This window comes from Streptomyces griseus, assembly GCF_900460065.1.
Classification (GTDB): Bacteria; Actinomycetota; Actinomycetes; order Streptomycetales; family Streptomycetaceae; genus Streptomyces; species Streptomyces griseus.
Map to the genome: position 1 here is coordinate 241,390 of NZ_UAVD01000033.1, position 26,893 is coordinate 268,282.

Sequence of the window (26,893 nt, forward strand, 5' to 3'; positions counted from 1 at the left end):
GACATCCGGGGACGCGGCCGTGGCGCACGTGTCCCGGGAAATCGGGGAGCGCGGGCACGGCAGCGGTGCCCGCGCCGCCCGCCGCGGCTCCTCGGGCCCGGCGACGCGGTGCGCCACCGGGCCCCTCGGAGCCGCCGTCGCTCAGGCCAGGGTCCGCAGCACGGACGGGTCGTAGGGGACGGCCCGGTCCAGCTCCCCCCGGAGCGCCAGCGCCGCCCAGTCCGGATTGGCCAGCAACGACCGGCCGACGGCGACCAGATCGAACTCGTCGCGGTCCAGGCGGGCCACCAGCTCGTCGATGCCCGTCACGCCGGACGGTCCCGTGAAGCCCTGGGAGAAGTCGCCCTCGCCGTACTGCCGGTCCATCCCGACCGAGCCGACCGCCACGGTGGGCCTGCCGGTGAGCTTGCGTATCCAGCCGGCCAGGTTGAGCGTGCTGTCGCTGTCCTCGAACTCCGGCAGCCAGTAGCGCCGGGTCGAGGCGTGGAACACGTCGACACCGGCCGCGGCCAGGGGCTCCAGCAGCAGGCGCAGCTCGTCCGGGCTCGTCGCGGTGCGCGCCCCGTACTCGCCGAGCTTCCACTGGGAGAAACGGAAGAAGACGGGGAACCGCGGGCCGACGGCCGCACGGACCGCCCGCACGACCTCCGCGCCGAAACGGGCCCGGGACGTGGGGTCGCCGCCGTAGCGGTCGGTGCGCCTGTTGGTCCCGGTCCACAGGAAGTCATCGATCAAGTAGCCGTGGGCGCCGTGCAGTTCGACCCCGTCGAACCCCAGCCGCGCCGCGTGCGCGGCGGCCACCGCGAACGCCTCGACCGAGGCCTCGATGTCCTTCCGCGTCATGGCCCGCCCCGCCGGGGCGCCGTCCAGGCCGATCCCGGACGGGCCCTCTGCGGGCGGATCGGTCGCGGTCCGCGCGGCCCCCGTGTGCCAGAGCTGCGGAATGATCCGGCCGCCCTCCTCGTGCACCCGGCGCAGCACACGGGCCCAGCCGGCGAGGGCCTGTTCGCCGTGGAAGTCGGGCACGCCGTCGTACGCCGGGGCGGCGGGGTGGCCGATGTAGGTGCCCTCGGTGATGATCAGCCCGACGCGGTGGGCCGCCCGGCGCGCGTAGTACTCCGCCACGTCCGGACCGGGCACGCCGCCGGGAGACGCCGTCCTGGTCATCGGGGCCATCACGATCCGGTTGGGGAGCGTGAGGCCGCCCACGGTGAACGGTTCATCCAGCCTGGCCATGATGTCCTCCCGATCCGAGGAAGCCGTGAGAACGACGTCCCGCGCGTTTATTGACGACCTGTTCGACAGGGAATTCTCAAGCGATACGGGGAATGGTCCGGTCGCCCGACGATTGTGCACGATCACCGGCCATGTTGACCACAGTGCCGCTGTATCGCAGAAGGCGATGCACTGCATCGGCAGAATGAATTTGACCGTGCCGAACGGAGGGGGAATATTTGGGCCGGTGGAAACAGCGTCATTCGGGCAGCGGAGCATAACGCCCAGTCCATTTCGGTCGTATGACGGCCCGTAAGGGAAAGTGGTGGACCCCATGGCGACGGAGAACAGCCGCACCCCCGCACCGTCCGGTGAGCTGGCGGGACGCCGGGCCGTGGTCACCGGCGGCAGCCGCGGCATCGGCGCCGCCATCGCGCGCGACCTGCTCGACGCCGGCGCGCACGTCGTCATCTCGGCCCGAGGCGAGGCCCCGGACGCACCGCCCGGCGCCGCGTTCGTCCCGGCCGACCTCAGCACCCGCGACGGCGTACGGCACTTCGCCGACACCGCACGGGAGCTGCTGGGCGGGGTGGACATCATCGTCAACAACGCCGGCGGTTGCCGTTCGTTCCAGAGCGTGCTGGAGCTGGAGAACGACTGGCAGTACACGATGGACATCAACTTCCTCGCCGCCGTCCGGCTCAACGCGGCCCTCGTCCCCGTCATGCGCGAGCACGGCGGGGTCGTCGTCCACGTGTCGTCGATCGCGACGGTCGCGGCCTACCCGAACCTCCTGCACTACGCCGCCGCCAAGTCGGCGCTGGAGACCTACAGCAAGGGCCTGTCCGCCGAACTCGCGCCGGACGGCATCCGGGTCGTCTCCGTCTGCCTGGGCAACGTGGAGACACCGGCGTCAAAGACCGCCCGCACCCGGATCGTCGAACTCCACGGCGGCGACGCCGACGACCTCACCGGACAGTGGGCCGCCGAGATCCCGCTCGGGCGGCTCGGCGACCCCCGGGACATCGCCGACGCGGTGCGCTTCCTGGTCTCTCCCCGCGCGTCCTGGATCACCGGGAGCAACATCGTCATCGACGGCGGGAAGACCGCGAGCCTGTGCTGAGACCGGGCGCCCACGCCCCCGGCACCGGACGGCCCATCGCAGGGCACCCGCGGCCCACCGCTCGGCAGCCCGAAAGGACGGACACCATGACCGCCACAGGACACGAGATACGCGACTACCCGTTCGGCCCGGTGGACCGACTCGACCTGGACCCCGCACTGGTGGAGATCTGCGGTGAACACCCCGTGCTCCGGGTGCGCCTGCCCTTCGGCGGCGACGGCTGGCTCGTCACCCGGTACGCCGACGTCAGGGCCGTCCTGTCGGACCCCCGCTTCAGCCGCTCGGCCGCCGCCGGCGACCACGTGCCCCGCACGGTGGCCGTCGCCCCGCCCCCGACCTCCATCATGGGCATGGACCCGCCGGACCACACCCGGCTCCGACGCCGGGTGATGCGCGCGTTCACCGTACGCAGCATCGACGCGCTCCGCCCCCGCATCGCGGAGATCGTCAACGACCTGGTCGACACCATGACGGAAGGGGACGGCCCCGCGGACCTGGCGGCGGTCCTCACCTGGCCGCTGCCCATCACGGTGATCTGCGAGATGCTCGGCGTGCCGCGCGCCGACCAGGACCGGTTCACCGAGTGGGTGGACGGCCTGCTGATCCTCGACGACCCCGAGCGGTCCGCGGACGCCCGCCGGCAGCTCGGCGACTATCTGGCGGTCCTGATCGCGCAGCGCCGCGCCGAGCCCACCGACGACCTCCTGGGCGAGCTGGCCGCCGACAGCGGGAAGGACCCCCTCAGCGAGGAGGAACTGGTCGGCCTCGGCGTCAGCCTGCTCTCCGCCGGCCAGGAGGCCACGGCCAACCAGATCGGCAACTTCGTCTACACCCTGCTGACCCGGCCCGCCCTCTGGCGGGAACTCGTCGCCGACCCCTCGATCGTCCCCCGAGCGGTCGAGGAACTCTCCCGGTTCATCCCGATCAGCGCCACCGCCGGCTTCACCCGCGTCGCCACCGAGGACCTCGAACTGGGCGGACAGCTCATCCGCGCCGGGGACGCGGTGGTGGCCGAACTGGGAATGGCCAACCGGGACTCCGCCGTGTTCGACCGGCCCGAGGAGATCGACTTCCACCGCGAACAGATCCCCCACGTCACCTTCGGGTACGGCATCCACCACTGCCTCGGCGCACAACTGGCCAGGGTCGAACTGCGCGTCGTCCTGGAAACCCTCGTCACCCGCCTGCCCGGCCTGCGCCTCGCCGTCCCCGCCGACCAGCTCGCGTGGCGGACCGAACGCCTCATCCGCGGCGTGGCCGCACTGCCGGTCCGCTGGTGACGCCCGCACCTCCCCAGGGCTGACCGCCGGGCCGCCGCCCGCGCGAGCGGCCCCGACCACCCCGCCGCTCCCCACCACGGAACCGCCACCGGAGGACCCATCATGGCCGAACCGCTGGACGCCGCCACCGCGTCGGCGCACGATCCGGGCCAGGGGCTCGCCGAGGCCCTGGCCGCCGTCGAACCGGGCCGGGCGCTCGCCGAGGTCATGGCGTCCGTCCTGGAGGGCCACGGGGACCGGCCCGCCCTCGGCGAACGGGCCCGGGAGCCGGAGACCGGGCGTCTCCTCCCGCACTTCGACACCATCAGCTACCGCGAACTGTGGTCCCGCGTCCGTGCGCTGGCCGGCCGGTGGCACCACGACCCGGAATACCCCCTGGGCCCCGGCGACCGGATCTGCACCCTCGGCTTCACCAGCACCGACTACGCGACGCTCGACCTGGCGTGCATCCACCTGGGGGCCGTGCCCGTCCCCCTCCCGTCCAACGCCCCGCTGCCCCGACTGGCGCCGGTCGTCGAGGAGTCCGGGCCGACGGTACTGGCCGCGAGCGTCGACCGGCTCGACACCGCCATCGACGTCGTCCTCGCGTCGAGCACGATCCGCCGCCTCCTCGTCTTCGACGACGGCCCGGGGGCCACCCGCCCGGGCGGGGCACTGGCGGCCGCCCGCCAACGCCTGTCCGGCAGCCCGGTCACCGTCGACACCCTGGCCGGACTCATCGACCGGGGCAGGGACCTGCCGCCCCCGCCCCTGTACATCCCGGACCCGGGGGAGGACCCGCTCGCCCTGCTCATCTACACCTCCGGCAGCACCGGCGCGCCCAAGGGCGCCATGTACACCCAACGGCTCCTGGGCACCGCGTGGTACGGGTTCAGCTACGGGGCGGCCGACACCCCCGCGATCAGCGTCCTCTACCTGCCGCAGAGCCACCTCGCGGGCCGCTACGCGGTGATGGGATCGCTCGTGAAGGGGGGCACCGGCTACTTCACCGCTGCCGACGACCTGTCCACCCTGTTCGAGGACATCGCCCTGGTCCGCCCCACGGAGCTGACCATGGTCCCGCGCCTGTGCGACATGCTCCTCCAGCACTACCGGAGCGAACGGGACCGCCGGGCCGACGAACCGGGCGACATCGAGGCGGCGGTCACGAAGGCGGTGCGGGAGGACTTCCTGGGCGGGCGCGTCGCCAAGGCGTTCGTCGGCACCGCGCCGCTCTCCGCCGAACTCACGGCGTTCGTCGAGTCCGTCCTCGGCTTCCACCTCTACACCGGCTACGGCTCCACCGAAGCCGGCGGAGTGCTGCTGGACACGGTGGTGCAGCGCCCTCCGGTCACCGACTACAAACTGGTCGACGTCCCCGAACTGGGCTACTACGCGACCGACCTGCCCCATCCGCGCGGCGAACTGCTGCTGAAGTCCCACACGCTCATCCCCGGCTACTACCGGCGCCCCGACCTCACCGCCGCGATCTTCGACGCGGACGGCTACTACCGCACCGGTGACGTCTTCGCCGAGACCGGACCCGACCGGCTGGTCTACGTCGACCGCACGAAGGACACCCTGAAGCTGTCCCAGGGCGAGTTCGTGGCCGTGTCCCGCCTGGAGACCGTCCTCCTCGACAGCCCTCTCGTCCAGCACCTCTACCTGTACGGCAACAGCGAGCGCGCCTACCTCCTCGCGGTGGTGGTGCCCACCCCGGACGCGCTGGCCGGGTGCGGCGGGGACACCGAGGCGCTCAGGCCGCTGCTCATGGAATCCCTCCGCAGCGTCGCCAGGAGGGCCGGGCTCAACGCGTACGAGATCCCGCGCGGCATCCTCGTCGAGCCCGAGCCCTTCAGCCCGGAGAACGGCCTCTTCACCGAGAGCCACAAACTGCTGCGCCCCCGCCTCAAGGAGCGCTACGGGCCCGCTCTGGAGCTGCTGTACGACCGACTGGCCGACGGGCAGGACCGCCGGCTGCGCGAGCTGCGGCGCACCGGTGCGGACCGGCCGGTGCAGGAGACGGTCCTCCGGGCCGCCCAGGCCCTGCTGGGATCCCCGGGCTCCGACCTCCGGCCCGGCGCGCACTTCACCGACCTCGGCGGGGACTCCCTCTCCGCCGTCTCGTTCTCCGAGCTGATGAAGGAGATCTTCCACGTCGACGTCCCGGTCGGTGCGATCATCGGCCCGGCCGCCGACCTGGCGGAGGTGGCGCGGTACATCACGGCGGCCCGTCGGCCGGCCGGGGCACCGCGGCCCACGCCCGCCTCCGTGCACGGGGAGCACCGCACCGAAGTCCGCGCCGGGGACCTCGCCCCGGAGAAGTTCCTCGACGCGCCCACGCTCGCCGCCGCTCCGGCGCTGCCCCGCCCCGACGGCGACGTCCGGACGGTCCTGCTGACCGGCGCCACCGGCTACCTCGGCCGGTTCCTCTGCCTGGAGTGGCTGGAGCGGCTGGCGCCCTCGGGCGGACGGCTGGTCTGCCTCGTCCGCGGCAGCGACGCGACCGTCGCGGCGAGGCGGCTGGAGGCAGCCTTCGACAGCGGCGACACCGCCCTGCTCCGGCGCTACCGGAAGGCGGCCGGGAAGACCCTGGACGTGGTCGCGGGGGACATCGGCGAACCACTGCTGGGCCTGGCGGAGGAGACCTGGCGGGAACTGGCCGGCGCCGTGGACCTGATCGTGCACCCGGCCGCGCTGGTCAACCACCTGCTGCCGTACGGCGAACTGTTCGGCCCCAACGTCGTCGGCACCGCCGAAGCGATCCGGCTGGCGCTCACCACCCGGCTGAAGCCCGTCAACCACGTCTCGACCGTCGCGGTCTGCCTCGGCACCCCCGCCGAGACGGCCGACGAGAACGCCGACATCCGGGCCGCCGTCCCGGTACGGACCACCGGCCAGGGGTACGCCGACGGATACGCGACCAGCAAATGGGCCGGCGAGGTCCTCCTGCGTGAGGCGCACGAGCGCTATGGCCTCCCCGTCGCCGTCTTCCGGTCCGACATGGTCCTGGCGCACCGCACCTACACCGGACAGGTCAACGTCCCCGACGTCCTCACCCGGCTGCTGCTCAGCCTGGTCGCCACCGGCATCGCCCCCGGCTCGTTCTACCGCACGGACACCCGTGCCCACTACGACGGCCTGCCGGTCGACTTCACCGCGGAGGCCGTCGTCGCGCTGGGCGCACCGATCACCGAGGGCCACCGGACCTTCAACGTCCTCAACCCGCACGACGACGGCGTTTCCCTGGACACCTTCGTCGACTGGCTCATCGAGGCCGGCCACCCGATCCGGCGGATCGACGACCACGGTGCCTGGCTCACCCGCTTCACCGCGGCGCTCCGCGCCCTGCCGGAGAAGCAGCGGCAGCACTCCCTGCTCCCGCTGATCGGCGCCTGGGCGGAACCCGGCGAAGGAGCCCCCGGGCCGCTGCTCCCCGCCCGGCGCTTCCACGCCGCCGTCCGGGCGGCGGGGGTCGGCCCCGAGCGGGACATTCCCCGGGTGTCGCCGGACCTCATCCGCAAGTACGTCACCGACCTGCGCGCACTCGGGCTCCTCGCCGGCCCCTGACCGGGCCGGGACCCTGCCGCGCGTCCTCGTCACCCCATCAGGAAGGGCACCGCCATGGCGCACGACATCGACGACCGGGTGAACCTGTTTCTGCGGAGTCTGGAGGCGTTCGACTTCACCGTCGCCCGGGCGATGTGCACCGAGGCCGCCACGGTGCGGCAGAACGACGGCCGGGGCGAACTGCCGGTCGGGGAGAGCCTGGACCGGCTGCGGACCTTCACCGCCGACGTCGACGCGCTGCGCTACGACGTGATCCGGCGGTTCCGCAACCCCGACGAGGTGCTCCAGCAGCACGTGCTTCACCTGACCGGGGCCGACGGGTCGCGCACCGACGTCCACGCCGCGGTCTACTTCCGGTTCCAGGACGGTCTCATCGACCGGATCGAGGAGTACGTCTACGCCGAACCGGCCCTGACGGGGGCCCGGCCGTCCGACCCGGCGTCACCGCGCCCCTGAGCGGCCCGGTACGGGGTGGACCGGTCGGCCCGGCGGCCCGGACGGGCGCCACGGGCCCGGTCGCGGCTCCCCTTCCGCCGTGGCGCGGCCCGCCCCGCCCCGGACACCCCTTCCCGGCGTAGCATCGGTCCCGGTCCCGGCCCCGGTCCGTACCCGTACCGGCGCCGCCCCGCGCAGAGCCGAGCCGGAGGTACCCGCGGATGAACGACGCCCCTCCGCCGCGACCCGACCCCGGTCTCTTCGGCCCCCGGTCGGTCACCTGGCAGATGCACGGCGACCCGATGATGTGGATCGCGGGCATCCGCGCCCTCTACCTCCAGGCACTCCACCCGCGCGCCGTGCGCGGAGTCACCCAGAACTCCGACTTCCGCAGGGACGCCTGGGGCCGGCTCCTGCGTACGGCGTCCTTCGTCGGCACCATCACCTACGGCACCACCGACGCCGCCGAAGCGGCCGGCGCCCGGGTCCGCCGGATCCACCGCGCCATCGAGGCCACCGACCCGGACACCGGGGAGACGTACGGCGTCGACGAACCGGAACTGCTGCTCTGGGTGCACTGCGCCGAGGCCGACTCCTACCTCCAGGTCCAGCGCCGCTCCGGCTTCCCCCTCACCGACGCCCAGGCCGACCGCTACATCGACGAACACCGCACCGGCGCCCGCCTCGTCGGCCTCGACCCGGACCGGGTGCCCGCCACCACCGCCGAACTCGCCGCCTACTTCGACCGCGTACGCCCCCGACTCGCCGCCGGAGCCGAGGCCGCCGACGTCGACGCCTTCCTCCGCAGCCCGCCCGTGCGCCCCTGGCTCGTGCCGGCCCGCGCCCTGGTGTGGCGGCGGGTGGCGGCGCTCGCCTACCAGTCGCTGCCCCCGTACGCCCACGAGCTGTACGGCCGGCCGGCCCCGCCGCCGGCCACCGTCGACCGGAGGCTGCGGGCCACCGGAACCGTCCTGCGCGCGATCCCGGACCGGCTGCGCTGGCAGCTGCCGCCCGGTCATATCCGCGGGGCGATGGCACGGCTGGGACCCGGCAGCCGCCCCGCCGCGCACAGACTCCGAGGATCGGCCGCCATACTGGACGGGCCGGGGAGGGCGTAGCGCCGACAGCGGGACGGCGGGGAACGACGGGGGCGGGAAGCGGCAGATGGCGGACACCAGGCTGATCCAGAGCCGGTACCGACTGCTCGAACTGATCGGGCGCGGCGGCATGGGCGAGGTGTGGCGCGCCCGCGACGAGTCGCTGGGCCGTCAGGTCGCCGTCAAGTGCCTCAAACCCATGGGCCCCCAGCACGACCGGGCGTTCACCCGCGTCCTGCGCGAACGCTTCCGGCGCGAGGCCCGGGTGGCGGCCTCCCTGCAACACCGGGGCGTCACCGTCGTGCACGACTTCGGCGAGCACGAGGGGGTGCTCTACCTCGTCATGGAACTGCTCGACGGGCACAACCTGAGCCAGCTCCTGGAGGAGAACGAGCAGCACCCGCTGCCGGTCGACCATGTCGTCGACATCGCGGAACAGGTCGCCGACGCCCTCGGCTACACCCACCGGCAGGGCATCGTCCACCGCGACCTCAAGCCCGCCAACATCATGCGGCTGACCGACGGCACGGTGAAGATCTGCGACTTCGGCATAGCGCGCCTCGGCCACGACATCGGCATGACGTCCCGCCTCACCACCACCGGCCTCGCCATGGGCACCCCGCACTACATGTCGCCCGAGCAGATCAGCGGCAAGGAGGTCGACCACCGCAGCGACCTCTACTCGCTGGGATGCGTCCTGTACGAGATCGCCACCGGGGTGCCGCCGTTCGACCAGGAGGACGCCTGGGCCGTGCTCGTGGGCCACCGCGACACCCCGCCGGAACCGCCGCGCACCCACCGCGCCGAACTGCCCGGCTTCTTCGACCGGGTCGTCCTCGACCTGCTCGCCAAGGCCCCGGAGGAGCGGCCCGTCGACGCCGGCGACCTGCGCCGCCGCATCGTGCTCGGCCGGACCGGGGAGCAGCCCGCGCTCGGGCCGGGACCCCTCGCCCTGTCCGCTCCCGGGCCGCCGCCGGGCCCGAGGCCGCGGGCCCTGCCCGCCTGGACCCGCTCCATGACCGCCGGACACCGGGCGACGGGCGCGACGGCCCCCGGCGCCCAACGGCCCGACCCGGCCGCCGGGCTGACGGGCCAGTGGACCACCGGCACAGCCGGGGCCTCCGCCACCCGGCCGCCCGAGCCTGCCGCCCCGGACCTCCTCGCCACGCTCCACGGCCGCCACAGCGCGGGCATCGACCTCGGCCGCCTGGGCCGCTGGGAGGAGGCGGGCGAGGTGCACCGGGAGGTCGCCGCGCAACGCGGCCGGGTCCTCGGCCCCGACCACCCCGACACCCTCGCGAGCCATTACGAACTCGGCCTCACCCTCAGCCGCACGGGCCGGGCCGAGGAAGGGCTGCGCGAGTTCGCCCGGGTCGCCGAGGGCCGCGAACGCGCCCTGGGCGCCGGCCACCCGCAGACACTCGCGGCCCGCCAGGCGACCGCCCACGCCCTGGGCCGGCTCGGCCGGCACGCCGAGGCCCACCAGGTGTACGAGGCGGTCCTCGCCGTCCGCGAACGCGTCATGGGCCCCGACCACCCCGACACCCTGCGCTGCCGCCACAACCTGGCGTTCAACCTCAGCAGGCTGGGGCGGCCCGAGGAGTCCTGGCGGCTGGCCCGGGAGGTCGCCGACGCCCGTGCCCGGGTGCTCGGCCCGACGCACCCGGACACCCTCACCACCCGCTACGAAGTGGCGTACACCCTGGGCCGGCTGGGCCGCTGGGCCGAGGCGCTGGACACCTTCCAGGACGTGGCGCGGGCCCGTGCGGGCACCCTCGGGCCCGATCACCCCGACACCTTCGCCGCCCGCTACGAGGCCGGGATCAGCCTCGGCCGGCTCGGCCGCGACGCCGAGGCCCTGGAGCTGTACCGCTCCCTGGTCGCCGACCGCACCCGCACCGCGGGCGCCGCCGACCCGGAGACCCTCCGCGCCCGCCACGGCCTCGGGGTCAACCTGGGGCGGACGGGACGCTGGGAGGAGGCGCTCGCGGAGGCGCGCGAGGTCTGCGCGCTCCGGGAACGCACCCTCGGACCCGATCACCCGGACACCGTGATCAGCCGGCGCGAGGTCGCCGCGGGGCTCGGCTGGCTCGGCCGGTGGAGCGAGGCCCTGGTGGCCTACCGGGAGGTCGCCGAGGCCCGCGCCCGGGTGCTCGGCCCCGGCCATCCCCAGACGGTGGCGGCCCGCGACGACGAGGCGCACTGCCTGCAGCGGCTCGGACGGTCGGCGGGGACCACCTGACCGCACCGCACCCGATCCGCACGCCCGCCCCCGCCCCGTGCCCTCCCGCCCCGGCCGCCCGTCGCGCCGCGGGGACGCGCGCCACCCCTGGCCGGGACGCGAGGCGGCGTGTTACGAAGGTGCATGCCCGCACCCCAGACACCCGCACCCCGGCCACCCGCAGGCCGGCCCGGAGCCCGGGCGGCCGCCGGCCCCGGCGTGCCCGCCCGCGACCGCTACGACGCCGTGATCGTCGGCGGCGGCCACAACGGCCTGGTCGCCGCCGCCTACCTGGCCCGGGCAGGGCAGTCGGTCCTCGTCCTGGAACGGCTCGGCACCACCGGGGGAGCGGCGGTCTCGACCCGCCCCTTCGCCGGGGTCGACGCCCGGCTCTCGCGCTACTCGTACCTCGTGTCCCTGCTGCCCGACAAGATCGTCCGGGAGCTCGGCCTCGACTTCGCGGTACGCAAGCGGACCGTCTCCTCCTACACCCCCGCCGTGCGCGACGGACGCCCCACCGGGCTGCTGGTCGCGGGCGACGGCACCCGGGAGTCCTTCGCCGCGCTGACCGGCGGCGAACGCGAGTACGCGGCCTGGCAGCGGTTCTACGCCATGACCCAGCGGCTCGCGACCCGCGTCTTCCCGACGCTCACCGAGCCGCTGCCGAGCCGGGACGCGCTGCGCGAGCGCGTCGACGACGCCGACGCCTGGCGGATGCTGTTCGAGGAACCGCTCGGGGTGGCCGTCGAGGAGAACTTCACCGACGACCTGGTGCGCGGGGTCGTCCTCACCGACGCCCTGATCGGCACCTTCGCCGACGCCCACGACACCTCGCTGCTCCAGAACCGGTGCTTCCTCTACCACGTGATCGGCGGCGGCACCGGTGACTGGGACGTACCCGTGGGCGGCATGGGCGCGCTCACCGACGCGCTCGCCGGGGCCGCCCGCGCGGCGGGCGCCGAGATCCGCGTACGGCACGAGGCGACCCGGATCGAGACCGACGGCACCGAGGCCGAGGTCACCGTGCGCACCCCCGACGGGGAACGCGCCGTCGGGGCCCGCCGCGTGCTCGTCAACGCCTCCCCGCAGGCCCTCGCCACCCTCCTCGGCGACACCCCGCCGCCGCCCGCCGAGGGCGCGCAGCTCAAGGTGAACATGCTGCTCACCCGGCTGCCCAGGCTCCGCGACCGGTCCGTGGACCCCCGGCAGGCCTTCGCCGGCACCTTCCACATCGCCGAGGGGTACGGACAGCTCGCCGCCGCCCACCGGGACGCGGCGGCCGGACGGCTGCCCGCCGCCCCGCCCTCCGAGATCTACTGCCACTCGCTGACCGACGCCACGATCCTCGGCCCCGACCTCGCCGCGCGCGGGTACCAGACCCTCACCCTCTTCGGACTGCACGCCCCCGCCCGGCTGTTCGCCGCCGACAACGACGCCGCCCGCGCGGCCCTGCTGAAGGCCACCCTGGCGGAACTGGACGCCCACCTGGAGGAGCCGGTCACCGACTGCCTGGCCCTCGACGCGAACGGCGAACCCTGCATCGAGGCCAAGACGCCGCTCGACCTGGAGCGCGACCTGCGGCTGCCCGGCGGCCACATCTTCCACCGCGACCTCTCCTTCCCCTACGCGGTGGAGGGCACCGGGCGCTGGGGCGTGGAGACCGCGCACGCCAATGTGCTGCTCTGCGGGGCGGGTGCGGTGCGCGGCGGCGGCGTCAGCGGGGTCCCCGGGCACAACGCGGCGATGGCCGCGCTGGGCCGGTGACCCGCCGAAGCGTTCCTCAGGCCCCGCCCCCCCCCCGCAGCGCACCCAGCTCGCGCGGCAGGTCGTATCCCGCCCCGATCCGTCCATCAGCCCCACCGAGAACCACGCGGGCGCACGCGCGCGCCGCGAAGGTGACCCCGTCGAACCAGGAGAGGGCCGGCGTGTGCCAACTGCTCAAAGCGCCGCTGCGTCCTCGGCCTTCGCCGGGCCGGACGCCGCGTGGGCGGGAGGGGCGAGGGCCGGGGGCAGCGTCGCCGCCGCGCCCAGGGCGGCCGCGCCGGTCAGGTCGGTGCGCCGGGTGGTGCCTCGGTTCGTCATGTCGCCTCGCACAGAAGGTGGTGGGCTCACGGGGGATGCCGGCTCACGGACGGTGTCGGCCGGCGGAGGTTCGCGGCTCACGCCGGATCACCGGAGGTGCCGGCGGTCGACGGCGGCGGCGAGCGCCGTGTGACCCGACGGGCCCGGGTGCAGGCCGTCCCCGCTGTCGTGTGCGGGGAGCATCCGGGAAGGGCGGTCCGGGTCGCGCAGCGCGGCGTCGAAGTCGGCCACGCCGTCGAAGATCCGCCCGGTGCGCACGGCCCGGTTGATCTGCCCGCGGACCGCGTCCAGCTCGGGCGACCAGCGCTTCCACCCCTCGAACGGGGTGATGGTGGCGCCCACGACCCGCAGCCCGGCGCCCCGGGCGCGCAGCGCCAGCTGCCGGTAGCCGGCCAGGACCTGGTCCGGACCGCTCTGTCCGGGCGGCTGCTGGAGGTCGTTGACGCCCAGGTGCACCAGCACCGTCCGCAGCCCCGGCAGCCCGAGGACGTCGCGGTCGAACCGGGCCTGGCCGCCGGGGCCGAAGCGGATGTCGTCGAGCAGCAGCCGGTTGCCGCTGATGCCGAGGTTGGCGACGGCCGATCCGGGCAGCCGCCGCGCCAACTGGTCGGGCCACCGCAGATCGGCGTCGTCGGGGGTGCCGACGCCCTCCGCGATGGAGTCGCCGAACACCGCGACCACCGGGCCGCGCGCCCCGGTGGTCTCCACCCCGGTCAGCAGGAGGACCGACCGGGTGCGCACCCCGTCGACGGTGTGCCAGGCGTGGGTGTTGCGGTGGAAGGAGAGCGGGCCGGTCGGGCCGGGAACCCGCGTCCGCACCTCCAGCCGCGCCCCGTCCGGGACCCGCAGCCCCGCGACGGCGTCACTGGTCAGGCTCGCGCCCGCCGCCAGCCACTCCTGGCTCCGCCCGCCGAAGGTCACCGGGCGGCCGTCCGCGGTCACCGGTCCGACCAGCACCGGAGAGGAGCCGAAGGCGTTCGCGTACCGCAGCCGGACCGCCCCACCCGCCGACAGCCGCAGCAGGGCCGTGCAGTCGCCGTCGGTCAGCCCGGCGTACGCCACCGGATCGGTGGCGGTCGGCGCGGTCTGGGCGGTGGCCCAGGACGTGGTCCACCGTGAACGCGCGGGGGCGGTGGCCCCCGCCGCGCGCGCGTCCGTCGCCGTGGCGGCGACCGCGGCGGCCCCGGCTGCCGCCGCCGCGTACAGAATCCCGCGTCTCGCGGGTTCCCGGGCGGTCACGGGCACACCCCGGTCGGGTCGTAGGAGCCGCCGTAGGCGCCCACGGCGTCGCCGTCCGTGTTGCCGCTCATGGTGTCGGAGCAGACCGGGCCCTGCGGGGTGCGCGTGAACGTGATGCCGCCGCCCGCGTTGTCGGTGATGTACGCGCTCGCCGCCCCGGCGGCGGCCGAGGGCGTGGGCACGGCGGCCGGGGCGGTGCGCGGAAGTCGGGTCACGGGGTGTGCCTCCTGGGATCGGCGAACGACGGGGGGAGCAGGACCGGAACGCTCGGGCCGAGAAGCAGCGGCCCCAGCGGAACGACGAGGGAGAGCAGGACGGCGGAGGCCGGAGGGGCGTGTGTCGCCGACGCCCCTCCCCGCCCGGGCGCCGGCTCAGTCCGCCGAGGGCACCCAGCCGGTCGCCTCGATCCCGCGGGCGTCCCCGGGCCGTTCCGCGTCGAAGACCGTGCGGAGGCCGTCGCGGACCCGCAGACCGTCCACGTACGCGCCGCGGCCCACGTACAGCCGGTCGGTGGTGTAGCGCCAGCGCAGGCGTACCTCCCGGCCGCGCCAGGCCGTCAGGTCCGCCTCCAGCCGGTGCCAGACGCGCCCCGACCAGCCGGTCACCGAGCCGGCCGGGTGCTCCCGCGGTTCCGGGCGGTGGCCGGGGCCCGGCGCGAGGGTGGTGAACGGCACCGGCTGCCAGTCCTGCCCCGCCGACGCTTCCAGGAAGAGGCCGTCGGCGGCCGGTTCGGTGTCCCACCACAGCGCGCACTCCAGGCGTGCCCGGACCGAATCCAGGCGCAGGGCGGGCAGGGTGAGGGTGGCGGTGGACGCGCTCGCCATCCCGGAGAACCACGCGGTGCGCCCCCGTTCGGGCCGGACCGCGACGGCCCGCGCCAGCTGGTTGGCGGCCGCCACCCGGGGCGCGCTGCCGGAACGCCAGCCGCGCACCGGGTGGACGGAGTTGCCCAGCACGATGAGGAAGGTGTCGGTCGACGGGTCGAGCACCAGGCTGGTCCCCGTGAACCCGGTGTGGCCCGCACTGCGCGGAGTCGCCATCGCGCCCATGTACCAGTGCTGGTACAGCTCGAAGCCGAGGCCGTGCTCGTCGCCCGGGAACGCGGTGTTGAAGTCGGTGAACAGCAGATCGACCGACTCCTCGGACAGCACGCGGGAGCGGCCGTACACCCCGCCGTTGAGGAGCGTCCGGGCGAGGACCGCGAGGTCCCAGGCGCAGGAGAAGACCCCGGCGTGGCCCGCCACCCCGCCGAAGCCGTACGCGTTCTCGTCGTGCACCTCGCCCCAGACCAGACCGCGATCGAGACCGGACCACGGCGGCCGGGCGTCCTCGGTCGCCGCGATCTTCGGCTTCCAGGACGCGGGCGGGTTGTAGCGGGTGCGGTGCATGCCGAGCGGGGCGGTGATCTCGTCCCGGAGCAGGACGTCCAGCGGACGGCCGGTGATCTTCTCCAGGATCAGCTGCAACGAGATCAGGTTGAGGTCGGAGTAGAGGTAGGCGGTGCCCGGGGTGCTCGCCGGGACCTCCTCCCACAGCATCCGGAGCTTCCCCTCCCGGGACGGCTCCTCGTAGAGCGGGATCCACGAACGGAAACCGGAGGTGTGCGTGAGCAGATGACGGACCGTGATGTCCTGCTTGCCGCCGCCCGCGAAGTCCGGGAGGTAGGACGCCACGGCCGCCTCCAGCTCCAGCGCGCCGCGCTCGATCTGCTGGACCGCCAGCAGCGAGGTGAACAGCTTGGAGATCGAGGCCAGGTCGAAGACGGTGTCCTCGGCCATCGCGATCTGCCGGTCCGCCGGGAACTCCACCCCGGTGTCGGTCTTCTCGTCGTACGCCGCGTAGCGCACCGCCTTGCCGATCGGCCGGTGCAGCGCCACCGTCCCGCCCCGCCCGGCGAGCAGGACCGCGCCCGCGTACCAGGGGTGCGTGGGGGAGTCGGCGAGATAGGCCTCGGCGTCCCGGACGAGCTGGTCCAGCGGCCCCTGGAGCAACCCGGCGCGTGCCGCGCTCCCGCGCCGCAGGGTGGGCCGGTGCGCCCCTGACTCCATGCCCGCTCCCGTGTCCGCCGCTCTCTGCCCCGTTCCCGCGCGCGGTCCGCCGCGGTCGGCCGCGCCCGCGAACGGGATGGGCGTCAGCGCGAGCGCGCCGCCCAGGGCCAGTATCCCGCCGCCCAGCCGCCGCCGGGTGACGCCGCGTCCGGTCGCGCCGGCGCCGGTCGCCCGGTCCCGGGCCCGACGCGGGCCGGTGGTGGGGGCGGGGGCCCCGGCCGGCTCCGGGCCCCCTCGCGCGTCCCGGCCGCCCGCCGCCCGTCCGTCGCCCCGCATGTCCCCGGTCATCCGCAACTCCTTCCCGCGCCCGACGTCCGGTCGCCGAGCGGTGCCCGCCGCGCCGGAGCCCACGCGAAAGTAACTTCCGAATTCTCGTCGCGCAGTGAAAGTTCCTGCCGTCGCAGAGGTTACTGTCACCCCCGCGCTCCCGGGTGCGTCCCGGCCCGCAAAGAATCTGACGATGCATCAGAAAAAGTCTTCCCTCGATCGCCCTGCTGCGGCATCCTGCCGCCCATGGAGACGGAACTGAGCCGCCAACTGGGAATCGAGCACGCCATCTTCGGCTTCACGCCGTTCCCCGAGGTCGCCGCTGCCATCACCCGAGCCGGCGGATTCGGGGTGCTCGGAGCGGTGCGCTACACCGCTCCCGAGGATCTCGCGCGCGATCTGGACCGCCTGCACGGCCTGGCCGACGGCAAGCCCTACGGCCTCGACGTCGTCATGCCGGCCAAGAAGGTCGAGGGCGTCACCGAGGCGGACGTCGAGGCGATGATCCCGGCCGGTCACCGCGGGTTCGTGCAGGAGCTCCTGGCCCGCCACGGCGTGCCCGAACTGGCCGAGGGCGAGGCGTCCGGCTGGCGCATCACCGGCTGGATGGAGGAGGTCGCCCGGAACCAGCTCGACGTGGCCTTCGACTACCCGATCAGACTGCTCGCCAACGCGCTCGGCTCGCCGCCCGCCGACGTCGTCGAACGGGCCCACGACCACGGGATCCTCGTCGCCGCCCTGGCCGGCAGCGCCCGGCACGCCCGGCGCCACGCGGAGGCGGGCATCGACGTCGTCGTCGCCCAGGGGTACGAAGCGGGCGGCCACACCGGCGAGATCGGCTCCATGGTGCTGGTCCCCGAAGTCGTCGAGGCCGTCGCCCCCCTGCCCGTGCTCGCCGCCGGAGGCATCGGCAGCGGTGAACAGGCCGCGGCCGGGATCGCCCTCGGCGCGCAAGGGGTCTGGCTCGGCTCCCTCTGGCTCACCACCGAGGAGGCCGACCTGCACTCCCCGGCCCTGACCGCCAAGCTGCTCGCCGCCGGCTCCGGCGACACCGTGCGCTCCCGCGCCCTCACGGGGAAACCCGCGCGCCAGCTCCGTACCGCCTGGACCGACGCCTGGGACGACGCGGAGGGGCCCGGCACCCTGCCCATGCCGCTCCAGGGGCTGCTGGTCGCCGAGGCCGTCTCCCGGATCCAGAAGTACGAGGTCGGCGAGCTGCTCGGCACACCCGTCGGGCAGATCGTCGGCCGGATGACCGGCGAACGCAGCGTCCGGGCCGTCGTCGACGACCTGACCCGGGGCTTCGAACGGGCCGTCACCCGCATGAACCGCATCGCCGGAAGGAGCGCCACGTGAACCAGCCGCCCAACGGCTTCTGGGCCCAGGCCGCAGCCGACCCCGACCGTACCGTCCTGATCGCGCCCGACGGCGAGGAGTGGAGCGCGGGCAGGCTCCACGCCGACGTCAACCGCATGGTCCACGGACTGCGCGCGGCCGGACTGCGCGAGGGCGACGCCCTCGCCGTCGTCCTGCCCAACGGCGTCGAACTCCTCACCGCCCACCTCGCCGCGTCCCAGGCCGGCTTCTACCTCGTCCCGGTCAACCACCACCTCGTCGGCCCCGAGATCGCCTGGATCGTCGCCGACTCGGGGGCCCGCGTCCTGATCGCCCACGAACGTTTCGCGGCCGCCGCGACGGCCGCCGCCGACGAGGCCGAACTGCCCGCGACCCACCGCTACGGCGTCGGCACGGTCCCCGGCTGCCGCCCCTACGCCGAACTCCTCGCGGGCCACCCGGCCACCGAGCCCGACGGCCGCACCCTCGGCTGGGTCATGAACTACACCTCGGGCACCACCGGCCGCCCGCGCGGCATCAGACGCCCCCTGCCCGGCAAACGCCCCGAGGAGACCTACCTCGGCGGGTTCCTCGGCATCTTCGGCATCCGCCCGTTCGACGGCAACGTCCACCTGGTCTGCTCACCGCTCTACCACACCGCCGTGCTCCAATTCGCGAGCGCGGCACTCCACATCGGCCACCCGCTGGTCCTGATGGACGGCTGGTCGCCCGAGGAGATGCTGCGCCTCATCGACACCCACCGCTGCACGCACACCCACATGGTCCCCACCCAGTTCCACCGGCTGCTCGCACTGCCCGACGAGGTGAAGGCCCGCTACGACGTCTCCTCCGTGCGGCACGCCATCCACGGGGCGGCCCCCTGCCCGGACCACGTCAAACGCGCCATGATCGACTGGTGGGGGAGCTGCGTCGAGGAGTACTACGCGGCCAGCGAGGGCGGCGGAGCGTTCGCCACCGCCGAGGACTGGCTGAAGAAGCCGGGCACCGTGGGCAAGGCCTGGCCGATCAGCGAGCTGGCCGTCTTCGACGACGACGGCAACCGGCTCCCCGCGGGCGAACTGGGCACCGTCTACATGAAGATGAGCACCGGCGGTTTCAGCTATCACAAGGACGAGGCGAAGACCCGCGTGAACCGCATCGGCGACTTCTTCACCGTCGGCGACCTCGGGGTGCTCGACGCGGACGGCTACCTCTTCCTCCGCGACCGCAAGATCGACATGATCATCGCCGGGGGCGTCAACATCTACCCGGCCGAGATCGAGTCCGCCCTGCTCACCCACCCCGCCGTAGCGGACGCCGCCGCCTTCGGCATCCCCCACGCCGACCGGGGCGAGGAGGTCAAGGCCGTCGTCGAACCGGCCGACGGCCACGAACCGTCGGACGCGCTCGCCGCCGCGATCCTCGCCCACTGCGAGCAGCGGCTCGCCGGGTACAAACGGCCCCGGTCCCTCGACTTCATCGCCGCCATGCCCCGCGACCCCAACGGCAAGCTCTACAAACGGCGGCTGCGCGAACCGTACTGGGAGGGCTTCGAACGCCCGCTGTAGCGCACGCCGAGCGGTCACCGCGACGGCCGCCGGGGTGCCTCCGCCGGGATGGGGACGGGCGCGCGAACGACCTCCGCGCTCGCCCCCGTCGGCGGAACTCCCCGCGGCTCACGGTCCGTTCCTCCGGACGTTCGGCCGGCGGCAGACAGCGGAAAGCCTCACAACAACTCTTTCGAAACAACTGTTGTGGGTCTACTCTCGGCGCATGGTCTCTTCCTCCGCCGCGTCATCGGAACAGGACATCGAGCTCGACACCGCCGCCTTGCGCGTCCTCGCGCACCCCGTGCGACTGGGCGTGCTCACCCTGCTGCGCGAGCGGGGTCCGTCCACCGCCACCCGGGTCGGCGAGGAGCTCGGCATCAACCCGGGAGCGGCCAGCTACCATCTGCGCCGCCTCGCGTCGGGCGGCCTCATCGTGGAGGAGCCGGACCGGGGCACCGGGCGCGAGCGGTGGTGGAAGTCCGCCCACCGCCAGTCGATCCACGATCCCGCCGCCGCGCCCGCGGCGCGGCGCGAGGCGGGACGCGCCTACACGCACGCGGTCGCCCTCGCCGCCGCGGACCGTCTGCGCAGAGCCGCGAACGAGGTGCCGCTGCTTCCCCCCGAGTGGCTCGACGCGTCCACCTACAGCGATTTCCTCCTGCACCTGACCCCGGGCGACGTGGACCGGATGCGGGCCGAGATCTTCGAGGTGGTCTCGCGCTACCGGCGGGGTGCGGACGAGGCGCCGGAAGGGGCCGCCCGCGTGGCCCTGCACGTGCACGCCTTCCCGGTGCCCGACGGGAATCCGGCGCCGGCCGCGGACGCGTGAACGCGCCCGCCTCGGCCGCGCCCGCGCGGCCCGCCCACCGGGACGGCAACGTCCTGCGCTGGCTCACCGCGTACACGGCGTCGGTCACCGGGGACGTGGTGTACTTCCTCGCCCTCTCCTGGGCCGCCACCCGCGCCGGCGGGCCGTCCCAGGTGGGCCTGGTGGTCGCCGCCGGAGCGCTTCCCCGCGCGGTGCTCATGCTCGCGGGGGGCGTGGTGGCCGACCGGTTCGGGCCGCGCAGGGTCGCCGTCGTCAGCGACGCCGTCCGCTGCGTGGTGATCCTCATCGCCGCCGTGGGGCTCTCGTCGGCGTCCCCGAGCGTATGGCTGCTGGTCGCGGTCGCGCTGGTCTTCGGGGTGGTGGACGCGGTGTTCATGCCGGCGGTGGGCGCGCTTCCGCCGCGCATCACCGCACCGGCGCAGCTCGCCCGGGTCCAGGGGATGCGCGGGCTGTCGATCAGGCTGAGCAACGCCGTCGGCCCCGTCCTGGCGGGATCCGTCCTGCTGATCGGCGGTGCGGCGGGCGCGTTCACCGCCGCGGCCGCTCTTTTCGCCCTCTCGCTCGTCACCCTGCTCACCGTGCGGATCACCGCTGTGCCGCAGGCGCCCCGGCGCGGTTCCGCGGGGCGCGAACTGATGGACGGTCTGCGCTACGTCCGCCGCCACCGGATGCTCGCCCCGCTGGTCACCGTGGTCGGGCTGAGCGAGATGTGCTTCAGTGGCCCGGTCGCCACCGGTTTGGTGCTCCTGGCCGACGAACGCGGCTGGGGCGCCTCGGGCATGGGGTGGATCGCGAGCGCCTTCAGTGTCGGCGCGGCTGCCTCGGCCCTGCTGCTCACGGTCTCGGCCCGGATACCGCGAGCAGGGTTGGCGATGAGCGGAGCGTTGCTCGTCACCGCTGCGGGAGCGGTCGCGCTGGGACACGCGCCCTCACTGCCCGTCGCCGTTCTGTTCGGTTCCCTGATCGGCCTGACCAGCGGGTTCACGACCACCGTGACCGGCGCGCTGGTCCAGACGGAAACCGACCCCCGCTACCTCGGACGCGTCACCTCGGTCACGACCCTGTGCACGCTGGGCCTGGCCCCCGCGCTCTTTCCCGCCGTCGGCGTCACGGTGGCCCTGTGGGGAGCGGACACGTTCTTCATCGGATGCGGCGTGATCTGCCTGTCCGCCGCGGTGCTCGGCCTCGCCGTCCCCGTGCTGCGCCGCGCCGAAATCCATCCGCCCGACTCCGTTGCTCCGGCCGCCCGCTGACGATTCCTCAGAGCTTCGGCGGAGGCTCGGGCGGGGTGCCGGCCCGGGTGGGCCACGGGGGCCGCGCGGCCGCTGATCGCCGCCCTCCGTGCGCACCGGCGCGCCCGTACGCCGGGACGGAGCCGCCCCACCCGGCCGAGCGCCCGTTCCTTTAGGTGGTGCCACGCATTGATAGGCGCCGTCCGAGCGCCGCAGACTCTGGGTGGCCGGAAGGCGGCGAGCGGTAGGCGAAGGATCTCGGCTCCGCGTCCTCGTCCTCCGCGCGGACGGGTGGGTGGACGCTTCCCCCGCCCGGTACGCGGTATGCGGCCATGGCGCGCGGCGGGGCGACGGCCTCCCGCGCGGCAGGCTCCATCGCACCCGTCGCACCCATCCGTCGCGCGACAACCACATCGGCCCACCCCTCGGCCGCCCCAGCCGGCCCCCGGGGCGCGGCGCGCCTTCCCGCGGCGCCCCGCACCGGGCGGCCCGACCCCCACCCAGGCCCGACCGGGCCGGTGACGCATCAGGAGGAGAAACAGTGGATCGTCCCGTTCACACCCTGCGGAGACTGCTCGCGGTCGGCGCCGGTGCCGCCCTGCTGGTCGGCGCCGCCTCGACCGCCGGGGTCACGGCCGCGCCCGTACCGCCCGGGGGCGGCGAAGGCCGCATCGTCGGTGCGGACCGCCCCGGCGCCGTCGAGGGTTCCTACATCGTCACGCTCAAGGACTCGGTGGCCCGCACGGAGATACCGTCCGTCGCGCGGTCCCTGGCCGAGCGCCACGCCGGCCAGGTGAGGAGCACCTACACCACCGCCCTGCGCGGCTTCTCGGTGAAGATGAGCGAGGAGAGGGCCGAGCGGCTGGCCGCCGACCCGTCGGTGGCGCGCGTCGAAGCCGACGGAGCGGCCCACGCCACCGGCACCCAGCCCAACCCGCCCTCCTACGGCCTGGACCGGATCGACCAGCGCGACCTCCCGCTGAACCAGAGCTTCACCTACCCCAACGACGCCTCGGGCGTCACCGTCTACGTCGTCGACTCCGGCGTGCGCATGAGCCACGGCGACTTCGGCGGCCGGGCCTCCAGCGGCTACGACTTCATCGACAACGATTCCAACGCCTCGGATTGTCATGGGCATGGCACACATGTGGCCGGGACGGTCGCGGGGAGCACGTACGGGGTCGCCAAGGCGGCCAAGATCGTCAGCGTCCGCGTGCTGAACTGCCAGGGCTCCTCGGGCAGTACGTGGGACCCGGTGCTGCGCGGCATCGACTGGGTCACCAAGAACGCCAAGAAGCCCGCGGTGGTCAACATGAGCGTCGGGGGCGGCAAGACCCAGTCCATCAACGACGCGATCGCCAACTCCATCGCCTCCGGCATCACCTGGGTCGTCGCGGCGGGCAACAACAACGCGGACTCCTGCCAGTACTCGCCGTCCTCGACCCCCGCGGCGATCACCGTCGGCGCCACGAACAGCTCGGACGCCCGCGCCACCGGCTGGAGCAACGGACAGGCCAGCAACTACGGCACCTGCCTCGACATCTTCGCCCCCGGCGACAGGATCACGTCCGCGTCCAACGCCGGCGACAGTGCCGGCCAGTCCATGAGCGGCACCTCCATGGCGTCCCCGCACACCGCCGGAGCCGCCGCGCTGCTCCTGGCCGCCTCGCCGTCCCTCACCCCGGCCCAGGTCCGCGACAGGCTGGTCGCCCAGGCGACCCCGGACAAGGTCGGCGACGCCCGCCCCGGCTCTCCCAACCGCCTGCTGTTCACCGGAACCGGCGGCGGTGAGGACCCCACCGACCCGCCCGGCAAGAGGTTCGAGAGCACCGGCCAGGTCCAGATCCGCGACAACGCCACCGTCGAGTCCCCCATCACCGTGACCGGCGTCGGCGGGAACGCGCCCGCAGACCTGGCGGTCACCGTCGACATCCGCCACACCTTCCGCGGTGACCTCAAGGTCGAACTGCTCACGCCCGGCGGGGGCGTGGCCGTCCTCAAGAACTTCAACGCCGACGACAGCGCCGACCACGTCCAGGGCACGTTCACCGTGGACGCCTCCGGCAAGCCGGCCGACGGTGTCTGGAAGCTCCGCGTGACCGACAACTGGGTCAACGACACCGGCTACGTCAACGCCTGGTCGCTCCAGTTCTGATCCGGGCGCCCCGGTTTCCGGCGGGCCGGTCCGCACGTGCCACCGCACGGCCCGTCGGACCGCCGGGATCCACGTCCCGAACCACGGTGGATCCCGGCACACCCGGCCGGCGAGCCTCTCCGCGAACTCGCCGACCGGAGGGGGGCGTCCGCGGCACCCGCACCCGTGCCGCGGACGTCACCCCCCTTTCCACGTCCGCGGGAAGGGGCCATCATGAGGCGGTCCGGCAGCGTGACCGAAGCATGCGCGAGCCCGTCAACCGCCGAAGCCGCCGAAGCCGCCGAAGCCGCCGAAGCCGCCGAGGGCGCCGAGGGCGCGGAGGAAAGCCATGAACGCCGAGCCGACGCCCTCCACCCCCGATCCGCTCATCGGGCGCTCCGTGCTTCTGGACGACGTCCGCTCGACGTTCCACCACCGGCCCGCCGTCGCGGTGATCACCGGCGAGCAGGGGGTGGGGAAGACCAGGTTCGTACGGGAACTCCTCCGACGGACCACGACACCGGGGGCCCCGACCCTGCTGGCCCGCTGCCGGACACCGGCCGCTCCGTTCGCACCGATCGCCGACGCCCTCAGCCGCCCGGGCGCCCTGGAGGGATTCCCTCCGGCGAATCTCCCGCCGGTGACCGGGGCGCTGCGCGGGCTGCTGCCCGACCTCGCGGCCCACCTCCCGCCCGCGCCGCCCCGCCTGTGCGAACCCCGTGCCGAACACCACCGGGTCCTGCGCGCCCTGCACACCCTGACGGCCTCCCTCGGGGACGCCGTACTGGTCGTGGAAGACCTCCACCGGGCCGACCCCGGCACCCGCGACTTCCTCCGCACGCTCCTCGCCGACCCGCCGCCGCGCCTGGGGCTGGTCCTCACCGCCCTGGGCCACACCGTGCCCCACACCGATACGGAGAGCGCCGACGGGCTGCCGTTCCCGTTGCGGACGCCCTCCCACGTCACGCTGGTCGAGCGGCACCTCCTCCCGCTGTCGGCGCCGGAGACCGGGGCGCTGGCCGCCGAACTGCTCGGCACACAGACCGTTCCGGAGGAGTTCGCCGACCGCCTGCACCGCTGGACGGGCGGCCTGCCCCAGGTGGTCGGGGAAGTGCTGGTCCGAGGCGTCCCCACGGAGCCGGGCGCCGAGCGGACGGACGCGCGGCCACCTCTGCCCGCCTCCGTGCGCCGTGCGGTGGTGGAGCGGCTGCGCGCACTTCCTCCGACGGCCCGCCGGGTGGTCGCCGCGGCGGCGGTTCTCCGCACCCCCGCGAACGTGGAACTGCTGGGCGCCGTCGCGGAACTGGACGAGCACGAGACCCGCCGGGCGCTCGCCGCGGCACTGCGGCACGGCGTCGTCCGGGCGGCGGAGGGCGGCTCCTACGCCTTCCCCTACGACCTCGCCCACCGGGCCGCCTACGAGGCGGTCGCCGAACCGGAGCGGCCCGTACTGCATCTGCGCGCGGCGCGCGCACTGGCCCGGCACGCCGCCCGCCCCCTCCCGCTGGCGCGGATGGCCGAGCACTACCGCCGGGCCGGCCGGGGCGAGCAGGCGGCGCGGTACCTGGAGGTCGCGGGCGACCGGGCGGCCGACGGCGGCGACGCGGGCACGGGTGCCGCCCACTACCTCGAAGCGCTGCGCTGCGGCCCCTCGCCCGTCGCCCGCGACCGGGTCGCGCTGAAACTGGCCCGCGTCGCACTGAACGCACGACCCGGCCCGGAGGTGCCCGCCGCCCTGAGGCAGGTGCTCGACCACCGCTCCCTGGACCCGGGCCGGAGCGGCGAGATCCGACTCCTGCTGGGCCTGCTGCTGCGCAACCAGTCGGGCTCCGGGCTGGAGGCGCTGGAGGAGATAGCGCGCGCGGTCCCCGACCTTCTCGGCGTCTCCACCGGGCAGGCCGCACGCGCCCTGGCCATCACCGCCATCCCCTCGCTCAAGGGCTGGCCGGTCGGCGAGCACCGGCGGCTGCTGGCCGAAGCGGAGCGGCTGCTTCCGAGGGTCGAGGAGGAGGACCTGCGCTCGGCGGTGCTGGCCAACCGCGCCACCGCCCTGGCCCTGATGGGAGATCCGTCGGCGTGGGAGGCGGTGGCCGATCTGCCGGAGACCCTGACCGCCGAGGCGACGGCGAGGGTGCACGCCAACCTCGCCGGCGCCGCCGCCGCCCTGGGGCACCCGGTGCGGGCCCGTGGCTTCCTGACCCGCGCACAGCAGGCGGTGCGGAGGCACCGGGCGCCCTACCTCGAAGCCTTCGTCGAGACCACGGAGGTGGTCGCCGCCTTCACCGGCGGCAGGTGGAGGGGGCTTCTGGAGCGGGCGGAGCGGGCGGAGGAGCAGTACCGCAACGTGCCCGACTTCCACGCGGAGGCCCTGCTGGTCTGCGGACTGCTGCGCCTGCACACCAAGGGGCAGACGGACGTGGCGCGCCGCCTCCTGGAGCAGGCCGTGCGCACCACCGCGCTGGACACCGGCGTCGTGCTGGCCTCCGCCGCGGCGGCCGTGGCCCGCGTCCATCTGGCGGCCGGCCGCCCCGCGCGGGCCGTTCAGTCGGTGGAGGGGGCGCTGCACCAGGTACGCCGTACGGGCGCGTGGGTATGGGCGACGGCCCTCGTGCCGCCGGCCGTCGACGCGCTGACCCGGGACGACCGCACCGACCGGGCGCACCGCTTGGTCGCGGAGCTGGCCGACGGCCTCGCCGGCCGGGACGCCCCGGCCGGCGAGGCCGCCCTGCTCACCTGCCGGGCCCTGCTCGGGGCCGGGGCCGACGCGCCGTACGAGGCCGCCGAAGACGCCTGGACGCGGTTGGAGCGGCCCTTGGAAGCCGCTTACGCGCGGGAGGCCCGGGGATTCCGGCTGCTGGCCGCCGGGGCGGTGGACGGGCGCGCCGTGGTGGACGACGCGATCGGGGCCTACCAGGACCTCGGAGCCGTATGGGATGTGCTGCGATGCCAGCGCGGGCTGCGGGAGCACGGACACGTCACCGTCCGCAGACCGGGCGCACTGGGCTACGGAGACCACCTGTCGCCCCGGGAGAGGGCCGTGGCCCGTCTGGCGTCGGTGGGCCTGTCGAACCGTGAGATCGCGCGTGAGCTGGTCCTCTCGCACCGGACGGTCGAGCACCATGTCGCACGTGCCCTGCGGAAGCTGGGCGCCTCGTCCCGCACCGAGATCGGTCCGCTGCTCGCCGCCGACACACCGCCCGCACCCACGAACTCCCCCTGAACGCAGGGGCGAACGCGCCGCATCGTCAACGTGACGG

The 26,893-nt window shown here is 74.5% G+C and carries 18 protein-coding genes; 13 read left to right on the forward strand and 5 right to left on the reverse strand.

Going from position 1 to position 26,893, the window contains the following annotated elements; translation table 11 throughout:
- Positions 1–141 precede the first annotated feature (141 nt).
- Entirely contained in the window at positions 142–1,236 is a 1,095-nt protein-coding gene (locus DTB53_RS25230) for an NADH:flavin oxidoreductase (protein ID WP_003971108.1), read from the reverse strand.
- A gap of 313 nt (positions 1,237–1,549) precedes the next feature.
- Between DTB53_RS25230 and DTB53_RS25235 the strand changes: the two genes are divergently transcribed.
- The 7 genes from DTB53_RS25235 to DTB53_RS25265 all read left to right on the forward strand — a co-directional run bounded on the left by DTB53_RS25235 (position 1,550) and on the right by DTB53_RS25265 (position 12,684).
- On the forward strand, positions 1,550–2,338 hold the full coding sequence (locus DTB53_RS25235) for an oxidoreductase (protein ID WP_042497807.1): 789 nt from the start codon (positions 1,550–1,552) through the stop codon (positions 2,336–2,338).
- A gap of 86 nt (positions 2,339–2,424) precedes the next feature.
- Positions 2,425–3,618, forward strand: coding sequence for a cytochrome P450 (locus tag DTB53_RS25240; protein WP_012382216.1), 1,194 nt, complete (start codon positions 2,425–2,427; stop codon positions 3,616–3,618).
- A 102-nt stretch (positions 3,619–3,720) separates the two neighbouring features.
- Complete coding sequence (gene car / locus DTB53_RS25245) at positions 3,721–7,167, forward strand: carboxylic acid reductase (protein ID WP_012382217.1); 3,447 nt, start codon at positions 3,721–3,723, stop codon at positions 7,165–7,167.
- A gap of 54 nt (positions 7,168–7,221) precedes the next feature.
- Positions 7,222–7,623 (forward strand): nuclear transport factor 2 family protein, encoded by a 402-nt coding sequence (locus DTB53_RS25250; RefSeq protein WP_003971112.1) that lies wholly within the window; start codon positions 7,222–7,224, stop codon positions 7,621–7,623.
- A gap of 200 nt (positions 7,624–7,823) precedes the next feature.
- Positions 7,824–8,720, forward strand: coding sequence for an oxygenase MpaB family protein (locus DTB53_RS25255; protein WP_012382218.1), 897 nt, complete (start codon positions 7,824–7,826; stop codon positions 8,718–8,720).
- A 46-nt stretch (positions 8,721–8,766) separates the two neighbouring features.
- On the forward strand, positions 8,767–10,941 hold the full coding sequence (locus tag DTB53_RS25260; RefSeq protein ID WP_012382219.1) for a serine/threonine-protein kinase: 2,175 nt from the start codon (positions 8,767–8,769) through the stop codon (positions 10,939–10,941).
- 198 nt (positions 10,942–11,139) lie between these two features.
- Positions 11,140–12,684, forward strand: a complete 1,545-nt coding sequence (locus DTB53_RS25265) for a phytoene desaturase family protein (protein ID WP_012382220.1) — start codon at positions 11,140–11,142, stop codon at positions 12,682–12,684.
- A gap of 174 nt (positions 12,685–12,858) precedes the next feature.
- On the opposite strand, the gene DTB53_RS36935 is transcribed toward DTB53_RS25265, so the two are convergent.
- From DTB53_RS36935 to DTB53_RS25280, 4 genes are all read right to left on the reverse strand, one after another.
- On the reverse strand, positions 12,859–13,002 hold the full coding sequence (locus DTB53_RS36935; RefSeq protein ID WP_159402387.1) for a hypothetical protein: 144 nt from the start codon (positions 13,000–13,002) through the stop codon (positions 12,859–12,861).
- Positions 13,003–13,089: 87 nt separating this feature from the next.
- A complete protein-coding gene (locus DTB53_RS25270; RefSeq protein WP_012382221.1) occupies positions 13,090–14,241 on the reverse strand; it encodes an SGNH/GDSL hydrolase family protein in 1,152 nt (383 codons plus the stop codon).
- Positions 14,238–14,456, reverse strand: a complete 219-nt coding sequence (locus tag DTB53_RS25275) for a hypothetical protein (RefSeq protein ID WP_012382222.1) — start codon at positions 14,454–14,456, stop codon at positions 14,238–14,240. Before DTB53_RS25275 ends, DTB53_RS25270 begins: the two co-directional genes overlap by 4 nt.
- Before the next feature lie 156 nt (positions 14,457–14,612).
- The gene (locus tag DTB53_RS25280; protein ID WP_172595292.1) at positions 14,613–16,577 is read right to left on the reverse strand and encodes a serine hydrolase domain-containing protein; all 1,965 of its coding nucleotides are present in this window, start codon (positions 16,575–16,577) and stop codon (positions 14,613–14,615) included.
- A gap of 225 nt (positions 16,578–16,802) precedes the next feature.
- Here DTB53_RS25280 and DTB53_RS25285 point away from each other — a divergent pair, with 225 nt between their 5' ends.
- The 6 genes from DTB53_RS25285 (at position 16,803) to DTB53_RS25310 (ending at position 26,856) form a co-directional block, all read left to right on the forward strand.
- Entirely contained in the window at positions 16,803–17,912 is a 1,110-nt protein-coding gene (locus tag DTB53_RS25285) for an NAD(P)H-dependent flavin oxidoreductase (protein ID WP_003971120.1), read from the forward strand.
- Entirely contained in the window at positions 17,909–19,459 is a 1,551-nt protein-coding gene (locus DTB53_RS25290) for an acyl-CoA synthetase (protein WP_003971121.1), read from the forward strand. The genes DTB53_RS25285 and DTB53_RS25290 overlap by 4 nt, the downstream gene beginning before the upstream one ends.
- Before the next feature lie 205 nt (positions 19,460–19,664).
- A complete protein-coding gene (locus DTB53_RS25295) occupies positions 19,665–20,270 on the forward strand; it encodes an ArsR/SmtB family transcription factor (RefSeq protein WP_012382224.1) in 606 nt (201 codons plus the stop codon).
- A complete protein-coding gene (locus DTB53_RS25300; protein ID WP_012382225.1) occupies positions 20,267–21,523 on the forward strand; it encodes an MFS transporter in 1,257 nt (418 codons plus the stop codon). The genes DTB53_RS25295 and DTB53_RS25300 overlap by 4 nt, the downstream gene beginning before the upstream one ends.
- Positions 21,524–22,043: 520 nt before the next feature.
- The gene (locus tag DTB53_RS25305) at positions 22,044–23,657 is read left to right on the forward strand and encodes a S8 family peptidase (protein WP_012382226.1); all 1,614 of its coding nucleotides are present in this window, start codon (positions 22,044–22,046) and stop codon (positions 23,655–23,657) included.
- 328 nt (positions 23,658–23,985) lie between these two features.
- Positions 23,986–26,856: an AAA family ATPase gene (locus DTB53_RS25310; protein WP_012382227.1), complete on the forward strand. Its 2,871-nt coding sequence runs from the start codon at positions 23,986–23,988 to the stop codon at positions 26,854–26,856.
- Positions 26,857–26,893 lie beyond the last annotated feature (37 nt).